General features: G+C 63.0%; 18 protein-coding genes and 1 pseudogene. 8 read left to right on the plus strand and 11 right to left on the minus strand.

Going from position 1 to position 21,322, the window contains the following annotated elements:
• Positions 1-8: 8 nt before the first annotated feature.
• The 5 genes from ABVN19_RS11980 to ABVN19_RS12000 all read right to left on the minus strand — a co-directional run bounded on the left by ABVN19_RS11980 (position 9) and on the right by ABVN19_RS12000 (position 5,725).
• On the minus strand, positions 9-857 hold the full coding sequence (locus tag ABVN19_RS11980; protein WP_105642812.1) for an ureidoglycolate lyase: 849 nt from the start codon (positions 855-857) through the stop codon (positions 9-11).
• Between the two features lie 28 nt (positions 858-885).
• Positions 886-1,626, minus strand: a complete 741-nt coding sequence (locus ABVN19_RS11985) for an SDR family oxidoreductase (protein WP_028944857.1) — start codon at positions 1,624-1,626, stop codon at positions 886-888.
• The gene (locus tag ABVN19_RS11990) at positions 1,623-2,999 is read right to left on the minus strand and encodes an MFS transporter (RefSeq protein ID WP_028944856.1); all 1,377 of its coding nucleotides are present in this window, start codon (positions 2,997-2,999) and stop codon (positions 1,623-1,625) included. Before ABVN19_RS11990 ends, ABVN19_RS11985 begins: the two co-directional genes overlap by 4 nt.
• Before the next feature lie 85 nt (positions 3,000-3,084).
• On the minus strand, positions 3,085-4,668 hold the full coding sequence (locus tag ABVN19_RS11995) for an aldehyde dehydrogenase (NADP(+)) (RefSeq protein WP_105642811.1): 1,584 nt from the start codon (positions 4,666-4,668) through the stop codon (positions 3,085-3,087).
• Positions 4,669-4,765: 97 nt separating this feature from the next.
• Entirely contained in the window at positions 4,766-5,725 is a 960-nt protein-coding gene (locus ABVN19_RS12000; protein WP_028944854.1) for a LysR family transcriptional regulator, read from the minus strand.
• Positions 5,726-5,840: 115 nt separating this feature from the next.
• On the opposite strand from ABVN19_RS12000, the gene ABVN19_RS12005 reads away from it, so the two are divergent.
• The 5 genes from ABVN19_RS12005 to ABVN19_RS12025 all read left to right on the plus strand — a co-directional run bounded on the left by ABVN19_RS12005 (position 5,841) and on the right by ABVN19_RS12025 (position 12,833).
• Positions 5,841-7,022: a fumarylacetoacetate hydrolase family protein gene (locus tag ABVN19_RS12005; RefSeq protein ID WP_105642810.1), complete on the plus strand. Its 1,182-nt coding sequence runs from the start codon at positions 5,841-5,843 to the stop codon at positions 7,020-7,022.
• Between the two features lie 48 nt (positions 7,023-7,070).
• Positions 7,071-8,459, plus strand: a complete 1,389-nt coding sequence (locus ABVN19_RS12010) for an MFS transporter (RefSeq protein ID WP_051270613.1) — start codon at positions 7,071-7,073, stop codon at positions 8,457-8,459.
• A 33-nt stretch (positions 8,460-8,492) separates the two neighbouring features.
• Positions 8,493-10,280, plus strand: a complete 1,788-nt coding sequence (locus tag ABVN19_RS12015; protein WP_105642809.1) for an IlvD/Edd family dehydratase — start codon at positions 8,493-8,495, stop codon at positions 10,278-10,280.
• 193 nt (positions 10,281-10,473) lie between these two features.
• Entirely contained in the window at positions 10,474-11,571 is a 1,098-nt protein-coding gene (locus ABVN19_RS12020) for a carboxynorspermidine decarboxylase (protein ID WP_028944851.1), read from the plus strand.
• Positions 11,572-11,597: 26 nt separating this feature from the next.
• On the plus strand, positions 11,598-12,833 hold the full coding sequence (locus tag ABVN19_RS12025) for a saccharopine dehydrogenase family protein (RefSeq protein ID WP_028944850.1): 1,236 nt from the start codon (positions 11,598-11,600) through the stop codon (positions 12,831-12,833).
• 236 nt (positions 12,834-13,069) lie between these two features.
• Here the strand turns inward: ABVN19_RS12025 and ABVN19_RS12030 are convergent, their stop codons facing one another.
• Complete coding sequence (locus ABVN19_RS12030) at positions 13,070-13,801, minus strand: phytanoyl-CoA dioxygenase family protein (RefSeq protein ID WP_028944849.1); 732 nt, start codon at positions 13,799-13,801, stop codon at positions 13,070-13,072.
• A gap of 15 nt (positions 13,802-13,816) precedes the next feature.
• Positions 13,817-15,517 carry an amidase gene (locus ABVN19_RS12035; RefSeq protein ID WP_105642808.1) on the minus strand — a complete coding sequence of 567 codons (1,701 nt, stop codon included), beginning with the start codon at positions 15,515-15,517 and terminating at the stop codon, positions 13,817-13,819.
• A gap of 285 nt (positions 15,518-15,802) precedes the next feature.
• Between ABVN19_RS12035 and ABVN19_RS12040 the strand changes: the two genes are divergently transcribed.
• A complete protein-coding gene (locus tag ABVN19_RS12040) occupies positions 15,803-16,639 on the plus strand; it encodes a bifunctional allantoicase/(S)-ureidoglycine aminohydrolase (RefSeq protein WP_028944847.1) in 837 nt (278 codons plus the stop codon).
• A gap of 186 nt (positions 16,640-16,825) precedes the next feature.
• On the opposite strand, the gene ABVN19_RS12045 is transcribed toward ABVN19_RS12040, so the two are convergent.
• Both ABVN19_RS12045 and ABVN19_RS12050 read right to left on the minus strand, forming a co-directional pair.
• A complete protein-coding gene (locus tag ABVN19_RS12045; protein WP_028944846.1) occupies positions 16,826-17,218 on the minus strand; it encodes a hypothetical protein in 393 nt (130 codons plus the stop codon).
• The gene (locus ABVN19_RS12050; RefSeq protein WP_264653036.1) at positions 17,215-18,639 is read right to left on the minus strand and encodes a PAAR domain-containing protein; all 1,425 of its coding nucleotides are present in this window, start codon (positions 18,637-18,639) and stop codon (positions 17,215-17,217) included. Before ABVN19_RS12050 ends, ABVN19_RS12045 begins: the two co-directional genes overlap by 4 nt.
• A 188-nt stretch (positions 18,640-18,827) precedes the next feature.
• On the opposite strand from ABVN19_RS12050, the gene ABVN19_RS12055 reads away from it, so the two are divergent.
• Positions 18,828-19,514: an START domain-containing protein gene (locus tag ABVN19_RS12055; RefSeq protein ID WP_084167995.1), complete on the plus strand. Its 687-nt coding sequence runs from the start codon at positions 18,828-18,830 to the stop codon at positions 19,512-19,514.
• Here ABVN19_RS12055 and ABVN19_RS12060 read toward each other — a convergent pair.
• On the minus strand, positions 19,462-20,343 hold the full coding sequence (locus tag ABVN19_RS12060; RefSeq protein ID WP_028944816.1) for a LysR family transcriptional regulator: 882 nt from the start codon (positions 20,341-20,343) through the stop codon (positions 19,462-19,464). The two genes, ABVN19_RS12055 and ABVN19_RS12060, sit on opposite strands and share 53 nt — an antisense overlap.
• 123 nt (positions 20,344-20,466) lie before the next feature.
• Between ABVN19_RS12060 and ABVN19_RS12065 the strand changes: the two genes are divergently transcribed.
• Entirely contained in the window at positions 20,467-21,099 is a 633-nt protein-coding gene (locus ABVN19_RS12065; RefSeq protein WP_256585952.1) for an ankyrin repeat domain-containing protein, read from the plus strand.
• Between the two features lie 70 nt (positions 21,100-21,169).
• Here ABVN19_RS12065 and tatA read toward each other — a convergent pair.
• Positions 21,170-21,313 (minus strand): annotated as a pseudogene (gene tatA / locus ABVN19_RS12070) (twin-arginine translocase TatA/TatE family subunit); the annotation flags it as partial.
• Positions 21,314-21,322: the final 9 nt, after the last annotated feature.

Below are 21,322 nucleotides of genomic sequence, written 5' to 3' on the forward strand. Positions count from 1 at the left end.
GTGGCTCCTCAGTCGGCCTGGACGGTGATTTGACGTTGCTCTCCCAGGCCCTGGATGCCCAGGCGCATTGTCTGGCCGGCACGCAGGAATACTGGGGAAGGCTTGATCCCCATGCCCACACCGGGCGGCGTGCCAGTGGAAATGACATCGCCCGGTTGCAGGCTCATGCAGCGGCTCAAATAAGCAATCAGTTGCTCAATGCGGAAGATCAGGGTGCGGGTGTTACCGTCCTGGTAGCGATGACCGTCCACTTCCAGCCACATGTCCAGGGCATGGGGGTCGGCAATTTCATCACGGGTCACCAGCCACGGGCCGATCGGGCCGAACGTGTCGAAGCCCTTGCCCTTGTCCCAGGTGCCGCCACGCTCCAGTTGCCACTCGCGTTCCGACACATCGTTGATCACGCAGTAGCCCGCTACATGGTCCATGGCGTTGGCTTCATCGATGTAACGCCCGCCCTTGCCAATCACCACCCCCAGCTCCACTTCCCAGTCGGTCTTGCGCGAGCCGCGGGGAATCTCGACGTTGTCATTGGGGCCACAGATGGCGCTGGTCCATTTATTGAAAATGATCGGTTCTGCCGGTACCGGCATGCCGGCCTCGGCGGCGTGGTCGGCGTAGTTCAGGCCGATGCAGACGAACTTGCCGATGTTGCCCACGCACGGGCCGATGCGCGGGTTGCCCGGCACCCGTGGCAGGCTGTGCGGATCGAGGCCGGCAAGCCTGGCGAGGCTCTCGGGTGCCAGGGCCACGCCGGCGATGTCGGTGATCACCCCAGACAGGTCGCGGATATGCTGGTCGGCATCCAGCAGGCCAGGCTTTTCGGCGCCCTTGTCGCCATAACGCAACAGTTTCATAAAGGTCTCCCGCTTGATTCAATGAAATTCAGAGGCTCATGCCGCCATCGATCAGGTGCACGCCACCGGTGGTATAGGCCGCCGCGTCGCTGCCCAGGTACAGGGCCAGCCGAGCGATTTCCTCGGCGCTGCCCAGCCGCCCCATGGGCTGGCGGGCGACGAACTGCTGGTACACCTGGTCGGCACCCAGGCCCTGGGCAGCGGCCTGTTCGGCGATGCGCTGTTGCAGCGAGGGCGATTCCACCGTGCCAGGGCAAATGGCATTGCAGCGAATACCCTGGGCAATGTAGTCGGCGGCCACGGCCTTGGTCAGGCCGATCACCGCCGCCTTGCTTGCCGCATAGGCAAAACGGTTGGGCACAGCCTTGACGCTTGATACCACCGACGACATGTTGATGATTGAGCCGCCGCCACGGGCGAGCATACTCGGCAGAAAAGCACGGATGGTCCGGTACATGGCGGTGACATTGATTGCCAGCGAACGCTCCCAGGCAGCTTCGTCACAGCCCAGGATGCTGCCGCTGTGTACGTAGCCTGCACAGTTGAACAGTACGTCGATCCCCCCCACCTCCTCGCTCAGCGCCTCGATGGCTTGCGCATCCGTGACATCCAGCACCCGCGCCTGGATGCCGGGTTGACCAGCCAGGGCATCGATGCGGATGTCGCTGGCAATGACCTCGAACCCGGCTTCGGCAAAGGCCCTTGCGCTGGCCAGGCCAATGCCCTGGCCGGCAGCGGTGATCAGTACGCGCCGGGGCGTTGTGTTCATGCGGTCTCCAGCTTGAGGTCGGTGGCAGTCTCACTGCCTTGGCGCCCCAGCATCGAAGCCGGGATCGAGAGGATCAACAGGCCGCTGGCAAACAAACACAGGCCCAGCACGTAGGTGCCATTGTTGATGTTGCCGGTGAGGGTCTCGGCCACGGCGGTGATCATCGACCCGGTAAAGCCCGAGAGATTGCCGATGGCGTTGATCATGCCGATGCCCGCGGCGGCGGCAACTCCGGAGAGCACGCTGCCCGGCAAGGTCCAGAAGATCGGCATCAGGCTGAGGATGCCCGAGGCGGCGACACTCAGGAACAGCACCGAGAGCACCAGGTTGTTGGCGAAGAAGGCGCTGAGGATCAGCCCGCAACCGCCAATGAACGCCGGGACTGCCGCATGCAGCCGGCGCTCGCCGGTGCGGTTGGAGTGGCGTGCATTGAGCAGCATGGCGACCACCGCCACGCCATAGGGGATGGCCGTGAGCAGCCCGATCTCGAGGCTGCTGGTGATCCCGGCGCTCTTGATGATCGACGGCATCCAGAAGGCCAGGCCGTAGAAGCCAGTGTTGAAAGTCAGCAGGATGAACACCAGCAGCCATACCCGCTTGTTGAAGAACACCTCGCTCAGGCGGGTGGCCTTGCCGTGGTTATCCTGCTGCAGGTTGGCCTTGAGCATCTGCTTCTCGTCGCTCGACAGCCAGGCGGCCTTGTCGATGTTGTCGCACAGGCAGGTGAACACCACCACGGCCATGAGCACCGAGGGAATGCCTTCGATCAGCAGCATCCACTGCCAGCCGGCCATGCCGTGCCAGCCGTTGAGGCTGGTCATCAGCCAGCCGGAGAGCACGCCGCCCAGGGTCAGGCTGATCGGCATGGCGATCAAGAAGCCCGACATCACCCGGCTCTGGCGATGGGTGGGGAACCAGTAGTTGAGGTAGAGGATCACGCCTGGAAAGAACCCGGCTTCGCAGATCCCGAGCAAGAAGCGCAGCACGTAGAACATGGTGCTGGCTTCGACATGAAACAGCTTGGCCAGCGGCACGGTGAAGGCCACGGCCATCGAGATGATTGCCCAGCTGGCCATGATCCGCGCTATCCAAAAGCGCGCGCCGTACCGGTGCAGCAGCAGGTTGCTCGGCACCTCGAACAAGAAGTAGCCCCAGAAGAACATGCTTGCGCCCAGGGCATAGACGGTGTTGCTGAACTGCAGGTCATTGAGCATATCGAGCTTGGCGAAGCCGATATTGACCCGGTCAAGGTACGCGGCCATGTAGCACAGCAGCAGAATCGGCAGGATACGCAGAATGACTTTGCGGTAGGTACGGTCCTCGAAACCCGGGTCGCGGGCCGTTGAGGCAAGGTGCTCGGTTGATGTGTGCATCGGTGTGACCCCTGGGCATATTGGGCATGCCTGATTGTTGTTATGGATCGGGTCACCGGGCGCCAGGCGCCCGGTGCTGCAGCCATTAGCAGATCGGTTCGCGGCTCGGCTGGCCGTCGACCAGGCGCAGCAGTCCCAGCGGGTTGGCATCCTGCAGGGCCTGCGGCAGCAACGCCTGGTGGAAGTTCTGGTAGCACACCGGGCGCAGGAAGCGGTCGATCGACAGACTGCCCACCGAGGTGCCACGGCTGTCGGAAGTGGCCGGATAAGGGCCGCCATGCACCATCGCTTCGCACACCTCGACACCCGTCGGGTAGCCGTTGATCAACAAGCGTCCGGCCTTGTGCTCCAGCACTGCCACAAGGTCCGCAGCCCCGGCCAGCTCGTCCGCTTCGCCCACAAGCGTTGCGGTGAGCTGGCCACCCAGTGCATGCAAGGCTTGGAGCAGTTGCCCATGGTCGGCCAGTTCCACTACCACGGTGGCGGGGCCGAACACCTCTTCCTGCAGCAGCGGGTCGGCCGTCAGCAGCAACCGGGCGTCGGCCTGGAACAGTTGCGCACAGGCTTGCTTGCCCTGTTGTTCGGCACCTGCCAGGTGCCGGATGCCAGGGTGCGCCTTGAGTTCGGCGACACCGTGGCTGTAGCTGCGCAAGGTGCCGGCGTTGAGCATGGTTTGTGGTGGCTGATCGGCGATCTGTGCCTGGAGTTGCTCGATGAAGGCGCTGAACGCCGGCGAGCGCACCCCCAGCACCAGGCCCGGATTGGTGCAGAACTGCCCGCAGCCCATCACCACCGAGGCGGCAAGCTCGCGCCCGATGGCATCACCGCGTGCTTGCAAAGCCTGGGGCAGGACGATCACCGGGTTGATGCTGCTCATCTCGGCAAACACCGGAATCGGTTGTGGCCGAGCGGCAGCCAGGTCGCACAGGGCCCGGCCGCCCTTGAGCGAACCGGTAAAGCCCACCGCCTGGATCGCCGGGTGCTTGACCAGCGCTTCACCGACGCCTGCGCCAAAGATCATGTTGAACACCCCGGCTGGCATCGCGCAGCGCTCGGCGGCGCGCACAATGGCCGAGGCCACCTGCTCGGCCGTGGCCATATGGCCGCTATGGGCCTTGAACACCACCGGGCAACCGGCCGCCAATGCGGCGGCCGTGTCGCCACCGGCAGTGGAGAACGCCAAGGGGAAGTTGCTGGCCCCGAATACCGCCACTGGCCCCAGGCCCAGGCGGCACTGGCGGATATCCAGCCGCGGCTGTGGCTGGCGGTCTGGCTGGGCCCGGTCGATACGCGCGGCAAAGAAGTCGCCACGGCGCAGCACCTGGGCAAACAGGCGCAGTTGCCCACTGGTACGCGCCCGTTCACCCAGGATACGGGCACTGGCCAACGCGGTTTCGCGGCAAACGGTGGCGATGAAATCGTCGCCCAGTGCATCGAGCTCGCAGGCAATGGCGTCGAGAAACTCGGCACGGCGCTGCGGCGCCAGGCTCCGGAAGGCAGGATACGCGGCGGCGGCAGCGCGGGCAGCAGCATCGACCTCGTCAGGGGTGGCCTGGTGAAAATCGATGGGCAACGGCTCGCCGGTGCTGGCGTCGACACTGTGCAAGGTCAGGTGGCCGGCGGCGCTACGGGCACCGCCAATGAAGTTGTGGCCGGCATGTTGAGTCATGAACGCTCCTGAAGCCTGTTGAAGAGACTGGGCGCTAATCTAGGCAGGCGAGCGATTCTTTCCCAATGGCATTTGTGGATCGATTGATAACCCAAGGTTATCGGGTCGCCTCCAACCGCTCTCGGGCCTTGCGTGCGTCGGCCATGAGAATCTGGCCGAACTCCAGGGCCGGGCCGACCAGCGGTTCACCTTTGCGAGTGAGGATGCCGTAGTCCTGGGGTGCCAGGTGCAAGGGCGTTTCGAGGGTGCGCAACACGCCACTGTGCAGGTGCGGCTCGACCATGGCCTGGGGCAGCATGCCGATCATGGGGCCGCCCTGGAGCACCTTGAGGAAGGTCTGCATCGAGATGGTGTCGATGGTGTTGCGCGGCACCGCCACCCCGGCCTCGGCAAAGGCCCGCTCCATGCGCCCGCGGATCGGCGTGCCCTTGGGGTAGAGAATCCACGGCCATTCCAGCAGTTGCTGCAGGGTCACCGCACCCGCTTCGGCCAGCGGGTGCTGATGATTGACCACAAAACAGAACGGCTCCGGGGCCAGCGGCTGGAAGTCGAAACGCTGGCGCTGCGCTTCATCGGTAAAGCGTGCCACGGCCAGGTGCAGGATCTTTTCATCGAGCATGGCCATCAGGTGGTCGCTGGTCTGCTCCACCACCTCGATCGACAGCAGCGGCCAGCGCTGCTTGATTTGCACGATGGCGTCCGGCAGGGCCACGGCGGTGGCGGCAAAAATCCCGCCGACCTTCAAATGCCCATGCCCGCCCTCGCGCAGGCTGCCGATCTGGTCGACGAAGTTGCGCGCATCGTTCAAGGCCACCTGGGCGTAGCGCACCACCTGCTCACCCAGTGCGGTGGGCGGCATGCTGCGCGGCTGGCGCTCGAACAGGGCAAAACCGAGCAGGTGCTCGATCTCCTTGAGCATCTTGCTGATCGCCGGCTGGCTGAGGTTCATCTGCTGCGCGGCGACGTGCATGTTGCGGGTGCGCCCGAGGGTGTCGATCAGTACCAGGTGGCGGAACTTGAGCCAGTTGCAAAAGTGCGAGAAGGAAAGGTCCGTCATGGAATCCGCCTTTAGTGCAATAACCTGTTGTTATCGGATGGTGAGAATATGCCATTGGAGTTTATCGCCACTCTTACCTAGCGTGCAGCTTTCTACAGCCCAGAGATGCCCTGCCATGCCGCTAACCCTGACCCCAGCAAACACCCTGCCCACCGACGGCCTTGCCGGCACGCTGATCGGCCGCGCCTGGATTCCCGGACAGGTAGCCGGCCCCTCGCCTATCGTGCTGCGCGCCGACGGCGTGTTCGACCTGTCCCGACACTTTGCCACCCTGAGCGAGTTGCTGGAGCAAGACCACCCGCTGCAAGCGCTGCGCGCCAGCCCCGGCGCGTTCGTGTGCAGCGTCGAGGCACTGCTGGCCAACTCCGGTGCCCATGCCAACCCTGAACAGCCCTACCTGCTCGCACCGCTCGACCTGCAAGTGATCAAGGCCGCGGGCGTGACCTTTGCCGCCAGCATGATCGAGCGGGTGATCGAGGAACAGGCCGGCGGCGATGCAGCTCGCGCCGAAGCGGTGCGGGCCACCGTGCGCGCAGTAATCGGCGACAACCTGCGCACGGTCAAGCCGGGCTCGGAACAGGCCATGGCCCTCAAGGCCCTGTTGATCGAGCAAGGCATGTGGTCGCAATACCTGGAAGTGGGCATCGGCCCGGATGCCGAGGTGTTCACCAAGGCGCCGATCCTGGCAGCAGTGGGCAGCGGCAACCTGATTGGTGTCCACCCAGGCTCGCAGTGGAACAACCCCGAGCCTGAAGTGGTGCTGGCGGTCGACAGCCGCGGTCGCATCCACGGTGCCACCCTGGGCAACGACGTCAACCTGCGCGATTTCGAGGGCCGCAGTGCGCTGCTGCTGAGCAAGGCCAAAGACAACAACGCCTCCTGCGCCATCGGCCCGTTCATCCGCCTGTTCGACGAAGGCTTTGACCTCGACGCGGTACGCCAGTGCGTGGTCGACCTCAGGGTGCAAGGCGCCGACGGCTTTGTACTGGCCGGTACCAGCTCGATGGACCAGATCAGCCGCGACCCGCAGGACATCGTGCAACAGACCCTCAACGCCAACCACCAGTACCCCGACGGCTTCCTGCTGTTTCTCGGCACCCTGTTCGCCCCCACCGAAGACCGCGACCACCCAGGCGCCGGCTTCACCCACAAATCGGGCGACCGGGTGAGCATCAGCAGCCCACTGCTGGGTGCGCTGCACAACCAGGTCACCGGCAGCGACCAGGCCGCGCCCTGGACCTTCGGGGTCGGTGCGCTAATGCGCAACCTGGCCGAGCGGGGGCTGCTGCAACGCTGATTGCTCCACCGGCGAGACTCACTCATAACAATAAAAGCGAGGCTTGATATGACTACCGAGGCCAAGGTCTCCCCCACGCCCGATCCGCGCCAACTGCGCCGGGCGATCTACACCGGCGCCATTGGCAGTGCCCTGGAGTACTACGACTTCGCCATCTACGGGCTGGCTTCGGCGCTGGTCTTCGGGCACATCTTCTTCCCGTCGCTGGGTACCACCGGCGCGCTGCTGGCAAGCTTCGCCACCTATGGCGCAGGTTTTCTGGCACGACCGTTCGGCGGCTTGTTCTTCGGCTCGCTGGGTGACCGCAAGGGGCGCAAGCTGGTACTGCTGCTGACCATCGCCCTGATGGGCACCGCCACCACCCTGATCGGCCTGCTGCCAACCGGCCCCGTCGGTGCCGTGCTGCTGGTGCTGCTGCGCCTGCTGCAGGGCTTTGGCGCCGGCGCCGAACAAACCGGTGCCGCCACCCTGATGGCCGAACTGGCCCCGCGCAAGCGTCGTGGTTTCTATGCCGCCCTGCCCTTCATCGGGGTGTTCAGCGGCCTGGCCCTGGCGACCATCACCTTCCGGGTGCTGGATGCCTCGCTGACCCGCGAGCAGCTACTGGACTGGGGCTGGCGCCTGCCTTTCCTGGCCAGCGTGGTGCTGATCGGCATGGCTGTGTGGATACGCCTCAAGCTCAAGGAGAGCCCGGTGTTCCAGCAGCTCAGCCAGAGCCAGCACGTAATCGAATCACCCATGCGCGAAGTACTGCGCAACGCCCGTCGCCCGCTGGCCGCCACCACCCTGATGCGCATGGCTGAAACCGGTTGCTCGACGCTCTATGCCACGGTGTCCATCGCCTTCCTCACCGGCTTCGCCAGCAGCCATCTGAGCAACGGCGGGGGCAACCTCACCAGTATCGGTACCAATGCGGTGTTGGCGGCGAGCATCCTGAGTGTGCTCACCACGCCGCTGTTCGGCGCCCTGTCGGACCGTTTCGGGCGCCTGGCGGTGTACCGCGGGGGTGCGTTGTTCTGCGCGTTGTGGGCATTCCCGTCGTGGTGGATGATCGACAGCGGCGAGCCGCTGCTGGTGTGTATCGCCGTGGTCGGTGGCTTTGCCTTCGGTGCCAACAGCATGCTCGGGGCCCAGTGCGCGCACTTCACCGAACTGTTCGGCAACCGCTATCGCTACTCCGGTGTGGCCCTGGCGCGGGAAGTCGGCGCCATGCTCTCCGGTGGCCTGGCGCCGATCCTGGGGATTTTCCTGGTCGGGCTCGCCGGAGGCGCCTACTGGGTACTGGCGCTGTACACAATGGTGCTAGCCTGCCTGACCCTGCTGGGCACCCTGCTGTCGACCGAAACCCGTGGCCGTGACCTGACCGACCTCAATGACGCCGTTGGCCGTGGCGCCACCCTTGCGCAATGCGCCCGTACCCCGGCCTGGCAGCGCTGAAGCTGCGTCCTTCAATTACAAGAGAGATACCCCATGAGCCATACGCCCAAACGCCACCTGCGCAGCCAACAATGGTTCGACGACCCGAGCCACGCCGACATGACCGCCCTGTATGTGGAGCGCTACATGAACTACGGCCTGACCCGTGACGAACTGCAGTCCGGCCGTCCGATCATCGGTATTGCCCAGACCGGCAGCGACCTGACCCCGTGCAACCGCCACCACATCGAACTGGCCCAACGGGTCAAGGCCGGGATCCGCGATGCCGGCGGCATTCCCATGGAGTTCCCGGTCCATCCCATCGCCGAACAGAGCCGCCGCCCCACCGCGGCCCTGGACCGCAACCTGGCGTACCTGGGCCTGGTGGAGATTCTCCACGGCTACCCGCTGGACGGCGTAGTGCTGACCACCGGCTGCGACAAAACCACCCCTGCTTGCCTGATGGCCGCTGCCACCACCGACCTGCCGGCCATCGTGCTGTCTGGCGGGCCGATGCTCGACGGTCATCACAAGGGCCAATTAATCGGCTCCGGCACCGTGCTGTGGCATGCCCGCAACCTGCTGGCGGCGGGTGAAATCGACTACGAAGGGTTCATGGAGATGACCACCGCGGCATCGCCGTCGGTAGGCCACTGCAACACCATGGGCACGGCGCTGTCGATGAACGCCCTGGCCGAGGCCCTGGGCATGTCCCTGCCAGGCTGCGCCAGTATTCCTGCGCCTTACCGCGAGCGCGGGCAGATGGCCTATGCCACCGGCAAGCGTATCTGCGAGCTGGTGCTGCAGGATGTCCGCCCCTCGCACATCATGACCCGCAACAGCTTCGAGAACGCCATCGCCGTGGCCTCGGCCCTGGGCGCTTCGAGCAACTGCCCGCCGCACCTGATCGCCATCGCTAGACACATGGGTATCGAACTGTCGCTGGATGACTGGCAGCGGGTCGGTGAAAACGTACCGCTGCTGGTCAACTGCATGCCGGCCGGCAAATACCTGGGCGAAGGCTTCCACCGCGCAGGTGGAGTGCCTGCGGTGATGCATGAGCTGCAAAAGGCCGGGCAACTGCACGACCACTGCGCCACGGTCAGCGGCAAGACCATCGGTGAAGTGGTGCGCGACACTGTCACCAGCAATGCCGAGGTGATCCTGCCGTTCGAGGCGCCGCTCAAGCACCGTGCCGGCTTCATCGTCCTGAGCGGCAACTTTTTCGACAGCGCGATCATGAAGATGTCGGTGGTGGGCGATGCGTTTCGCAAGACCTACCTCTCGGAGCCTGGCGCCGAGAACAGCTTCGAGGCACGGGCCATCGTCTTCGAAGGGCCGGAGGACTACCACGCACGGATCGACGATCCGGCCCTGGATATCGATGAACGTTGCATCCTGGTCATTCGCGGCGCCGGTACCGTCGGCTACCCCGGCAGCGCTGAAGTGGTGAATATGGCGCCACCGGCGGCGCTGATCAAACGCGGCATCGACTCGTTGCCGTGCCTGGGTGACGGCCGCCAGAGCGGCACCTCTGCCAGCCCGTCGATCCTCAACATGTCACCAGAGGCGGCGGTGGGGGGAGGCCTGGCATTGTTGCAGACCAACGACCGGCTGCGCGTCGACCTCAACGCCCGCCGCGTCGACCTGCTGGTGGACGAAGAAGAAGTCGCCCGCCGACGTGCGGCCTGGCAGCCGAACATCAAGCCTTCGCAGACGCCGTGGCAAGAGCTGTACCGGCAATTGGTGGGGCAACTGTCTACCGGTGGTTGCCTGGAGCCTGCGACCCTGCACATGAACATCATCGCCCGCGAAGGTGGCATGCCGCGGCATTCGCACTGAATCATCGCGGGGCGAGACGTCGCACCGCCACGCCCACAGGTTCGCCGTAGGCCAGCAAGAGCACAACGATTTGTGCTCTTGCTCTTGCACCGGCCCCGAACCAGACGAAATCCGCTCTCTGACCTTTCGATTCAGGCCAAGTGAAGGCACAATGCGTGTCCTTTTTTTGGCCGGCCTTGCCGGAGGCCTCGAAATGATCAAAACGCCGTACTACCTCATCGACAAAACCAAGCTGCTGCGCAACATGGAGAAGATCGCCTACGTGCGCGAGCAGTCCGGGGCCAAGGCCCTGCTGGCCCTCAAGTGCTTCGCCACCTGGTCGGTATTCGACCTGATGGAACAGTACATGGACGGCACCACCTCCTCGTCGCTCTACGAGCTCAAGCTCGGCCGCCAGAAATTCGCGGGTGAAGCCCACGCCTACAGCGTGGCCTGGGCCGACGACGAAATCGAAGAGATGCTCGAGAACTGCGACAAGATCATCTTCAACTCCATCGGCCAGCTGCAGCGTTTTGCCGAACAGTCTGAAGGCAAGGTCCGCGGCCTGCGGGTCAACCCGCAAGTCAGCAGCTCCGACTATCTGCTGGCCGACCCGGCCCGCCCGTTCAGCCGCCTGGGCGAATGGGACCCGGTCAAGGTCGAGCAGGTCATCGAACAGATCTCCGGCTTCATGTTCCACAACAACTGCGAGAACGGCGACTTCGGCCTGTTCGACCAGATGCTGTGCACCATCGAGGAACGTTTCGGCCACCTGCTGCACAAGGTCGAGTGGGTCAGCCTGGGTGGCGGTATCCACTTCACCGGTGAAGACTATGCGCTGGACGCCTTCTGCGCGCGCCTCAAGGCCTTCTCGGAAAAATACGGCGTACAGGTCTACCTGGAGCCGGGCGAAGCAGCCATCACCCAGAGCGCCTCGCTGGAAGTCACCGTGCTCGACACCCTCTACAACGGCAAGCACCTGGCCGTGGTCGACAGCTCCATCGAGGCACACATGCTCGACCTGCTGATCTATCGCCTCAACGCCAAACTGGCGCCAAGCGCGGGCGAACACACCTACATGGTGTGCGGCAAGTCCTGCCTTGCCGGCGATATTTTCGGCGAGTACCCATTTGATCGTCCGCTGGCCATCGGCGATCGGCTGTCGTTTGTTGACGCAGCGGGCTACACCATGGTCAAGAAAAACTGGTTCAACGGCCTGAAAATGCCGTCCATCGTAGTGAAACAACTCGACGGTACAGTCGAGGTGGTTCGTGAATTTGGGTTCGAAGACTACCTGTCCAGCCTCTCGTAAGCGGACAGAAAGGAGAGATAGAGAAATTGAAGAAGAACGTTCTTATCATTGGTGCAGGAGGTGTCGCCAAGGTGGTGGCCCACAAGTGCGCGCAGCACAACGACGAACTCGGTCGTATTGCTATCGCGTCGCGCAACATCTCCAAATGCCAGGCCATCATCGACAGCGTCAAGGCCAAGGGCAGCCTCAAGCAGCCCGCCGACATCAAGGCCTTCTCGCTGAACGCCCTGGATGTCGAGGCGACCAAGGCGCTGATCCGCGAAACTGAATCGCAGATCGTCATCAACGTCGGTTCCGCCTTCCTCAACATGTCGGTGCTGCGTGCCTGCATCGATACCGGCGTGGCCTACCTGGACACCGCCATTCACGAAGAACCGGGCAAGATTTGCGAGACGCCGCCCTGGTATGGCAACTACGAGTGGAAACACCTCGAGGAATGCCAACAAAAGAACGTTACCGCCATCCTGGGCGTGGGTTTCGACCCGGGCGTCGTCAACGCCTATGCGGCCCTGGCCAAACAACAGTATTTCGACCGCATTGATTCGATCGACATTCTCGATGTCAATGCGGGCTCTCATGGCAAGTATTTCGCCACCAACTTCGACCCGGAAATCAACTTCCGCGAGTTCACCGGACAGGTGTGGAGCTGGCAGAACAGCCAGTGGACCAGCAACACCATGTTCGAGGTCAAGCGTACCGACGACCTGCCGGTTGTAGGCTCGCAAAACCTGTACCTGACCGGCCACGACGAAGTGCATTCGCTGTCGAAGAACCTCGACGTGCCGAACGTGCGTTTCTGGATGAGCTTTGGCGAACACTACATCAACGTCTTCACGGTGCTGAAGAACCTTGGCCTGCTCTCCGAGCAACCGGTCAAGACAGCCGAAGGCCTGGAAGTGGTGCCGCTCAAAGTGGTCAAGGCCGTGCTGCCCGACCCTGCCTCGCTGGCACCGGGCTACACCGGCAAGACCTGCATCGGCGACCTGGTCAAAGGCATCAAGGATGGCCAGCCACGTGAGGTCTTCATCTACAACGTGGCCGACCACGAAGAAGCCTACGCCGAAACCGACAGCCAGGGCATCTCCTACACCGCAGGCGTGCCACCGGTGGCGGCTGCCCTGCTGGTCGCCCGTGGCGAGTGGGATGTACAGCGCATGGTCAACGTCGAGGAGCTGCCGGCCGAGCCGTTCCTCAAGGCGCTGGACGTGATGGGCCTGCCGACCCGCGTCAAAGACGAGAACGGTGATCGTCCCTGGAACTGAGTTGTATTGAGTTCCGGTAAAAACAAAATGCGCCCTGATGGGCGCATTTTGCTGTCTGGGAGCGAGCTTGCCCCGCGATAGCGATGCCACTGGAAGACCACACCGCCGCTCCACCTGGCGACTGCTGCGCAGTCGATCGCAACCTGGTCCCCGGGCAGCGGCTACAGATTGCCGGTGTAGCCGCTGGCGACAGCCTGCGTCGACCGCGCAGCGGTCGTGGTTCAAGTCAGCAGTTCCTACCGGCAGAACGCCAGAAATGTCTCTCGCCCCGCCAGCGCCAGCGTCTCATCGGCATGGTGGCGAAGCGTCGAGCCACGCACACCAAACTGAATCACGATAACGTCCCGTTCCAGCGCGCTGCGATTGGGCGAGCCTCCGTGCAGTACGGCTGCATGCAGTGCAAGCCCTGCACCGGCTGGCACATCGGGAATCAACGCCGTGTCGATGTCCGCACCTGGATCAAGATGAGAAGCCGGCACCACCGCCGTTGCGCCGTTGGCTGCGCTCATGCCCTGAAGCGGCAGCAACAGCCGCATGGTCCGGTTGTCTTCGCTCGCGAAATACTGATTGCTCGCGTCCCGATGCCACCCTACAGCCGGGCCAATGCCGTTGGGTTTGCGGGTCAGATTGCAGAAGTGAAAAACCACTTCGTCCGGCGTGCACGCAAGCAACGCGGCTGCACATTGCCAGAGGGCCTCGCTGCAGAACACGGCCGCAAAACGACTATCCAGCGCAATGAGATCGCCAATGATGAACGGCTCATTGGCCCATTGCTGTGGGTCAATATCCGGATTGCGCCGGGGATGCTGGCGGGTGACATCGGTAATGCTTATGCCGCATGCCAGAGGTGCTGCAGCGCCAGCGCGATGCTGACGCACCACCCGATCGACCAACGCCCGCGCTGCAGTCAGGCTGCTGTCATCCAGCAGCCCGTCGATCACGGCATAGCCTTGAGAGGCAAAATCCATACAACGTTCCCGCGCCTACAAGGCCGGTGTACGTGGCGGGATCATCCGCTTGCTGCCAGTCGACTCGAAGGCCGACGCCAGGCGCAGCAAGGTCGAATCTTCGTAGGCACGCCCGGCAAAGGTCAGCCCCACCGGCATGCCGATGTCCGCCATCACCCCCATCGGCACGGTGACGGTCGGCACGCCCAGGTGGCGGATGGCGAGGTTGCCGTTGGCCACCCACACACCATTGCTCCAGGCAATATCGGCCGATGCCGGGTTGACGTCGGCATCGGCCGGGCCCACATCGGCAACGGTCGGGAACAGCACCGCGTCCAGGCCCAACTGGTCCATCCAGTCTTCCAGGTCGATCTGACGCGTCTTCTCCAGCCCGCGCAGGCCATCGGGCACGGTGCTGATCTGGTCCCACGGGGCAATCCCACGTTCAGCCATCTTCACGTATTCGTCCATGCCGGCGGCCAGGTCACCTTCACGATTGGGCAGCGTGCCCGGGTCGTGAGGGAAAATCAGCGGGCCGTCGACATCCACCAGGCGGTTGAGCTTGGGATCGCCATTGGCCTGAAGGAAGTCGTCGAACGCCCAGGCGGTCAGGTCCCACAGTTCATGGTGGAGGAACTCTTTGGACACCAGGCCGCGGTTGAACACCGTCGGTGCGCCCGGACGGTCACCCTCACAGTTGGACACCAGCGGGAAGTCCACTTCGATCACTTCGGCTCCAGCAGCCTCAAGTGCCTTGCGCGCCTGCACCCAGAGCTCTATCACCGAAGGGCGGGTATGGATGCGCTGGCCAGTCGGGCCACCGATACCTGGCGCCTCGGACGTTCCGGCTTCAGGGTCGGCATTGATGTACATCTTTGGAATGCCCAGGCGCTTGCCCGCCAGCGACTCGGCGCCTGCGGCCAGCTCCAGGTAGGAGACCGGACGCACCGAGTCGACACTCGGAATCGGCACCCAGGGTTGCAGGCGCCACAGGTCACCACGGGTGTCAGGGTCGTGGGCCACGACGATGTCGAGGACTTCCAGCAGGTCGCTCATGGTGCGGGCAAACGGCACCACCACGTCCATCGTCGGCGTCAGCGGCCAGTTGCCACGCACCGAGATCACCCCGCGCGAAGGCGTATAGGCACACAGGCCATTGTTGGAGGCCGGGCCTCGTCCGCTCGACCAGGTCTCCTCCGCCAGGCCGAAGGCGGCAAAGCTGGCCGCCGTGGCCGTGCCAGCGCCATTGGATGAACCCGAGGCAAAGGGCGCGGTGAGGTAGTCGGCGTTATAGGGGCTCTCTGCCCGGCCATAAACGCCCCGCTGCATGCCGCCATTGGCCATCGGCGGCATGTTGGTCTTGCCCAGGCAGATGGCTCCGCCGGCGCGCAGGCGTTCGATGGTAAAAGCATCGCGATAGGCAATCAGGTTGGCAAAGGCCGGGCTGCCGGACGCTGCGGTCAGGCCCTTGACCAGGTAGCTGTCCTTGGCGGTGTACGGGATGCCGTCGAGCGGGCCCAGAGCCTGGCCCTTGGCACGACGCTCATCACTGGCCCGGGCTTCGTTGAGCGCCTCGGGGTTGCGTACTACTACCGCGTTCAGGGCAGTGGCAGTGTCTGGGCCATCGTAGGCGTCGATCCGGGCAAGGTAGGCCTGGACCAACTCTACTGCCGTTGTCTGGCCAGATTCGAGTGCTGCGCGCAACTCGGCAATGGAAACCTCGGTGACCTCGATCATGCTGTTATCTCAAAATGGCTGTTCATATCAGTTCTTGTTGCTCTGCAATGCGACTCAGGACCGGGCCAGGCGCAGGGCGCCAGTGTAACGGATTGCTCCCTGCCCTGGCCCTCGCCCCTGCGACGTATTCATTCGCCCAATAGGCATTCAGCAATCAAATACCGGGTATTTCAACATTTAATTTGTGGATAGTGCAGCCTTGTCTATATCGTGTGAATGCATCCCCAACGCAGCGCCGGCCTGCGCTGCCAGGCACGGGGACACAACAACAAGTCGAGACTGTCCATGTCGAAATCTTCTTACTACGCCCCTCACGGTGGGCACCCGGCTCAGACCGAGCTGCTGACAGACCGTGCCATGTTCACCGAAGCCTATGCCGTGATCCCCAAAGGCGTGATGCGTGACATCGTCACCAGCCACCTGCCCTTCTGGGACAAGATGCGCATGTGGGTCATCGCCCGCCCGCTGACCGGCTTCTCGGAAACCTTTTCGCAGTACATCGTCGAACTGGCGCCAGAAGGCGGCAGCGAGCGTCCTGAGCTGGACAAGAACGCCGAAGCAGTATTGTTCGTCGTCGAAGGCGAAGTCGACATCACCCTGCAAGGCAAGCCGTACACCCTGAAAGAAGGCGGCTACGCCTTCATTCCGCCGGCGGCCGACTGGAGCCTGCGCAACACCAGCGGCAAGAACGTTACCTTCCACTGGATCCGCAAGCACTACCAGGTGGTTGAAGGCCTGGCGCTGCCAGAAGCGTTCGTGACCAACGAAAAAGACATCGAGCCGATCCCGATGCCGGGCACCGACGGCGCGTGGGTCACCACTCGCTTCGTCGACATGGCCGACATGCGCCACGACATGCACGTCAACATCGTGACCTTCCAGCCGGGCGGCGTTATTCCGTTCGCTGAAACCCACGTGATGGAACACGGCCTGTACGTACTGGAAGGTAAAGCGGTGTACCGCCTGAACCAGGACTGGGTTGAAGTTGAAGCCGGTGACTTCATGTGGCTGCGTGCCTTCTGCCCGCAAGCCTGCTACTCCGGCGGCCCAGGCCCGTTCCGCTACCTGCTGTACAAAGATGTGAACCGTCACATGAACCTGGTGCTGAATCCACAGCGTTAAGTCCAGGCTCGATGCATAAAAAGCCCGCCATTACTGGCGGGCTTTTTTGTGTTTTCGAAGGAGTAGCCGCTGCCGAAGCGCAAGGCTGCGATCGACTGCACAGCAGTCGCATTTGCAGTAATGGAACAACTGCGGCCGCTTCGCGCCCGATCGCAGCCTCACGGCAGCGGCTACACCTCCAGGAAATCAGCCTTTGGTGAGTTTCAGCAGCCCGACGGCCAACATCAACCATACAAAGCCTATGATCGTTAACCATGCCGAGGCAACCATTCGACACTTTAGGTACCTCGGAAACTTCCGAACCTCATCCGCATCGATCAATCCTCTTTTGATACCAAAAGGCGGGTGTAGCATTGCGGCGCATAGTGTATTGACCAAATAGAACCGGGACGGGATGTGCCTCGTCCCCCAGATCGGTATCTGTTGTTTAAGCCAGTTGCTGCCCTCAAAGCGTGCAAGCATGACATCAAAGTCACGACCGAAAGCGATATACATACTCAAGGCCACACCTGAAAAGCAAAGAGCAAAAGGGGTCATCATAAAAGCGAATGCCCACCAGGAACTCCAGAAGTCGGTCATGGTTTAGTCTGCTCATAAACAAACTCACCAAACCACTCACCACCGGCCCCACCGCCTAACCCACCTGCGAGTCCTCCTCCGCCGACCAGGACAATTCCGCATACAGCTCCGCCTACTCCACCGGTAAATACTGTGAAGACACCACAGAGCGAGTAGGCGGCATAACCACCGATAGCCGCTCCAGCTGTTGCACCACCCAACCCACCAGAAAAACTCCCGGCTTCAATGAGTCGCACCTTTTTGCACGCTTCCGTCTCTCCGGCCCGGCAGACTTCCTGCACCTTGAGTGCCGACGCCCCACCACCCAACGCAATACCTACATAACCACCATATTTAAGATACTTCGCCGTTTTCGCTACCTGCTCCAAATGCGTGGCATACCCCGGAATCTGCCCCGCTCCACCGGCACGGCTCCAGTGATGCACCACGCTTTGGGTGGAAATGCCCAGGTCACGGCGCAACATTTCATAGCTCCCCAGATTCAGTTGTTTGTTGAGAAAGGCACTCTTCAACTGGGCATCAAGGGTCTTGTACAACTCACGACGCGCCGCAAAGAAATCCCGGCTGTTCAAATGACCGTGGAGACTGAACGAGCGTTGATGCAATTCCTCCAGCGCACGCAAGGTACCTTCCACCTGCCTCAGTCCTTGACCCAGCATCACCGTGCTGACCCCCATCGACAGGCTCGCGCTCCCCAGCAACCCGGCAATCTCGCCTTGGTAATCGGCCATGAAGTTGGCCTCTTCCTCGCTAAGCCCCGCCAGCGCATCGCGCACCTGCGCAGCGGCGTCCATCAGCTGGGCTTCTTCGCGGGTACACGCCGTTCCGTTGTCCGGGTCGCCGAGGATGAACAGTTCACCCGCCTTGAAGCCCTGGGCGAAGGTCGGGTTGAGCCGTTGCAGGCGAGCTGGCAGGTAGGGGTTGCCCAACTGCGCCAGTACCTGCGGGCCGGACATGCTGCGGGGGACGATGTAGAAGCCCGGCTCCAGCGTGCCGGGGGTGGCGGTCATGACGGGCATGGAGCGGCTTGCAGGTGCAAAACCCGAGGCTGGCCCCGATGGCAACGCGGTACGGATGTGCCCCACCTGCTCGGCGACCTTGGCTGGGGCCGGGGCACTGGCAACACGCGTTGCAACCAACGGTGCAACCAGGCGGTTGCTGCCGGGCGGGCAACCGCACTGGATCAACACCTCATCCACCGCCATGGGTCGGCCATCAATCGTCCAGCCCGTTTCACCTTCAGCGATTTCCCCGGACACGCCGCATAACGGGCACGGCGTGGTGGCATCCCCCAGGCGCAAATGGGGAACGCCACTCTGGGTGGAATGAGACTGGCTGCTCAAGCAGGTGGCGCCGCTGGTGGTCTGGTCGCCGTGCTGCCCTGCACCGCGGCCATTGATGTTCATGCGATGGACCGACATGGGGAGATTCCTTGGGCAAATGGAGCCCGGAACCTAGCACGGCAGCATTGGCATTCCGCGCAGCCCGCTTGGAAAGGGAAAAACCCTACAAACTTTTCAGACCCAATCTGCAACCAGCACCACCACAGCGGTAAAAACACCCGGCTGACCTATGCTTCAACCGGTCATTCAAGCGCCGTGGAGCCCACATGAAACCCAGCCTCTTGTGCGGCGCGCTGCTGACGTTGCTGCTCTGCAGCAGCGTCCAGGCCGATTCCTGGCATCTGGCCAGGGATGAAGATGGCATCCGGGTGTATCTGGATGACGTTGCAGGCTCGCACTACCAGCGCTTTCGCGGCGTGGCGCTGATCAAGGCCAGTGTGCGAACCCTGAGCGATCTGCAGGAAAACCTGCGGGTGGCGTGCAAATGGCTCTACGGCTGCGCTTCGATGCGTCTGCTGGAGGTCGAGGGTGATAGCACCTGGGTCTACCTGACCACCGACCTGCCCTGGCCGGCCAGCCCCCGCGACATAGTGATCCGGGTGCAAACCGAGCGCACCGACGACGGCGGGATGGTCCGCCGACTCAGCGCCGAGGCTGATAAAGCCGAACAGGTGCCGGGGCTGATTCGCGTCACCCAGCTCAAGGGCCAGTGGATCCTGGTGCCCAAAGGCGACCAATTGACCGAAGTGACCTACCAGTTGGAGGCCGAGCCTGCCGGCGACATCCCGTCATGGCTGGCCAACCAGTTCGTGATCGACGCACCGATGGTGTCGCTGCGCACCTTGCGGGCAGTTGCCGAGCGTCAGGGGGTGCGTGAACAGCACACCGACCTTGGCGAACTCAAACCTCATGCGCCTCAAGCAACCCCGCCAACACCCCTGCCAGTTCCTTGACCATCGGGTCGGCCGTGGGCCGATGGACGATGACGATTTCATAACTGTCGATCTCCGGCAGCCCATTCTGTTGCCCCAGCACCACATGCTCGCGAGTGGCCGCACGCGGGGGCAGCAGGCTGATGCCCATGCCATCGGCTACTGCGGCCTGGATGCCGCTCAGGCTCGAGCTGGTAAAGCTGATGCGCCAGCGCCTGCCCATGCTCTCGATGGCGTTGATCATGTCATCGCGGTAAAGGCCACGGGGCGGGAAGGTCACCAGCGGGATCGGGTCCAGGTCGATCGAAGGGATGCTGGCGCTGTCAATCCATTGCAGTTCTTCCGGCCAGCAGGCCACGCCTTCACGACTGTTGCGCCGCTGTTTGAGCAGTACCAGGTCGAGTTCGCCGTTGTCGTAGCTCTGGCTCAGGTCACGGCACAGGCCACTGGTGACCTCCAGCTTGATCTGCTGGTACTTGCGATTGAACGCCGACAAGGCATTGGTAGTGCGCCCGCCGACAAAATCCTCGGGCACTCCCAGTCGCACCGTCACCCCTACCGTGGCGCCCGCCAGCGCCTCGAGCATCTGGTCGTTCAGCGCGAGCATATGCCGGGCATAGCCCAGTAGCGTCTGGCCAGCATCCGTGGGCAACACGTCACGGTTACCACGCACCAGCAAGCGGTGGCCGACCATGTCTTCCAGGCGCCGGACCTTCTGGCTCACCGTCGATTGAGTGGAGTGCAGCCGGGCCGCCGCTGTTGTAAAGCTGCCGCAGTCCGCCACCACGACAATAGCGCGTAACAAGTCCAGGTCGAACAAGGACCTATTCGGTTTTACACTGATATTCATACGAATATTTAACTTCTAAATGGGTGACTCGATTTCTATCATGCGCCCATTCATAGAACAACACACGGAGGCCGCCGAATGCGCCTGGAACACCTCAACATTTTCTTCGCCATGCTGCTGGCCATGCTCACTTCGCTCACGGCCAACGCCGAAGGTGGCGTGCTCGAAAACCAACTGCGCGAAGCTGCCGAGCGTGGCAATGCCACACAGGTAAAAAACCTGCTCGACCAGGGCGTCAACATCGAGGCCCGCGACAAACAGGGCCGCACCCCGCTGCTGCTCGCCACCCACGGTAACCAGATAGAGGCGGCCAAGGTGTTGATCGAAGCCGGCGCCGACGTCAATGCCAAGGACACCATCGAAGATAGCCCGTACCTGTACGCCGGTGCCCGTGGCCTCAAGCAGATCCTGCAACTGACCCTGAGCCACGGTGCCGACCTCAAGAGCACCAACCGCTACGGCGGCACGGCACTGATCCCGGCGGCCGAGCGCGGGCATGTCGAGACGGTCCGTACGCTGATCGAGGCCGGCGTCGATGTGAACCATATCAACCGCCTGCACTGGACCGCGCTGATGGAGGCCATCGTACTCGGCGATGGCGGCGCCCGGCATGTCGAGATCGTCGAGTTGCTGGTCAAGGCCGGGGCCGACGTGAACATTGCCGACAAGGATGGCGTGACCCCGCTGGCCCATGCGCGCCAGCGCGGGTACACGGCGATGGAAAAGATACTGCTGGCGGCGGGCGCCCGCGCCTGATCGGCGGGCACCACCCCCTGGAGCGCTAGTCCTGGCGAGGCTGGCGCTCCACCGCCACTGGCGGCGTCGCCTCCTCGTCGCTGTTCACCGAGCGGCGAAAGCCCTTGATCGACTCGCCCAGGTCGGCACCCAGGGTTTTCAAGCGTTTACTGCCGAACACCAACAGCACCACCACCAACAGAACCGCCCAGTGCTTCCAGTCGAACACACCCATGATCCACCC

It is taken from the genome of Pseudomonas vranovensis (assembly GCF_040438935.1).
GTDB lineage: Bacteria > Pseudomonadota > Gammaproteobacteria > Pseudomonadales > Pseudomonadaceae > Aquipseudomonas > Aquipseudomonas vranovensis.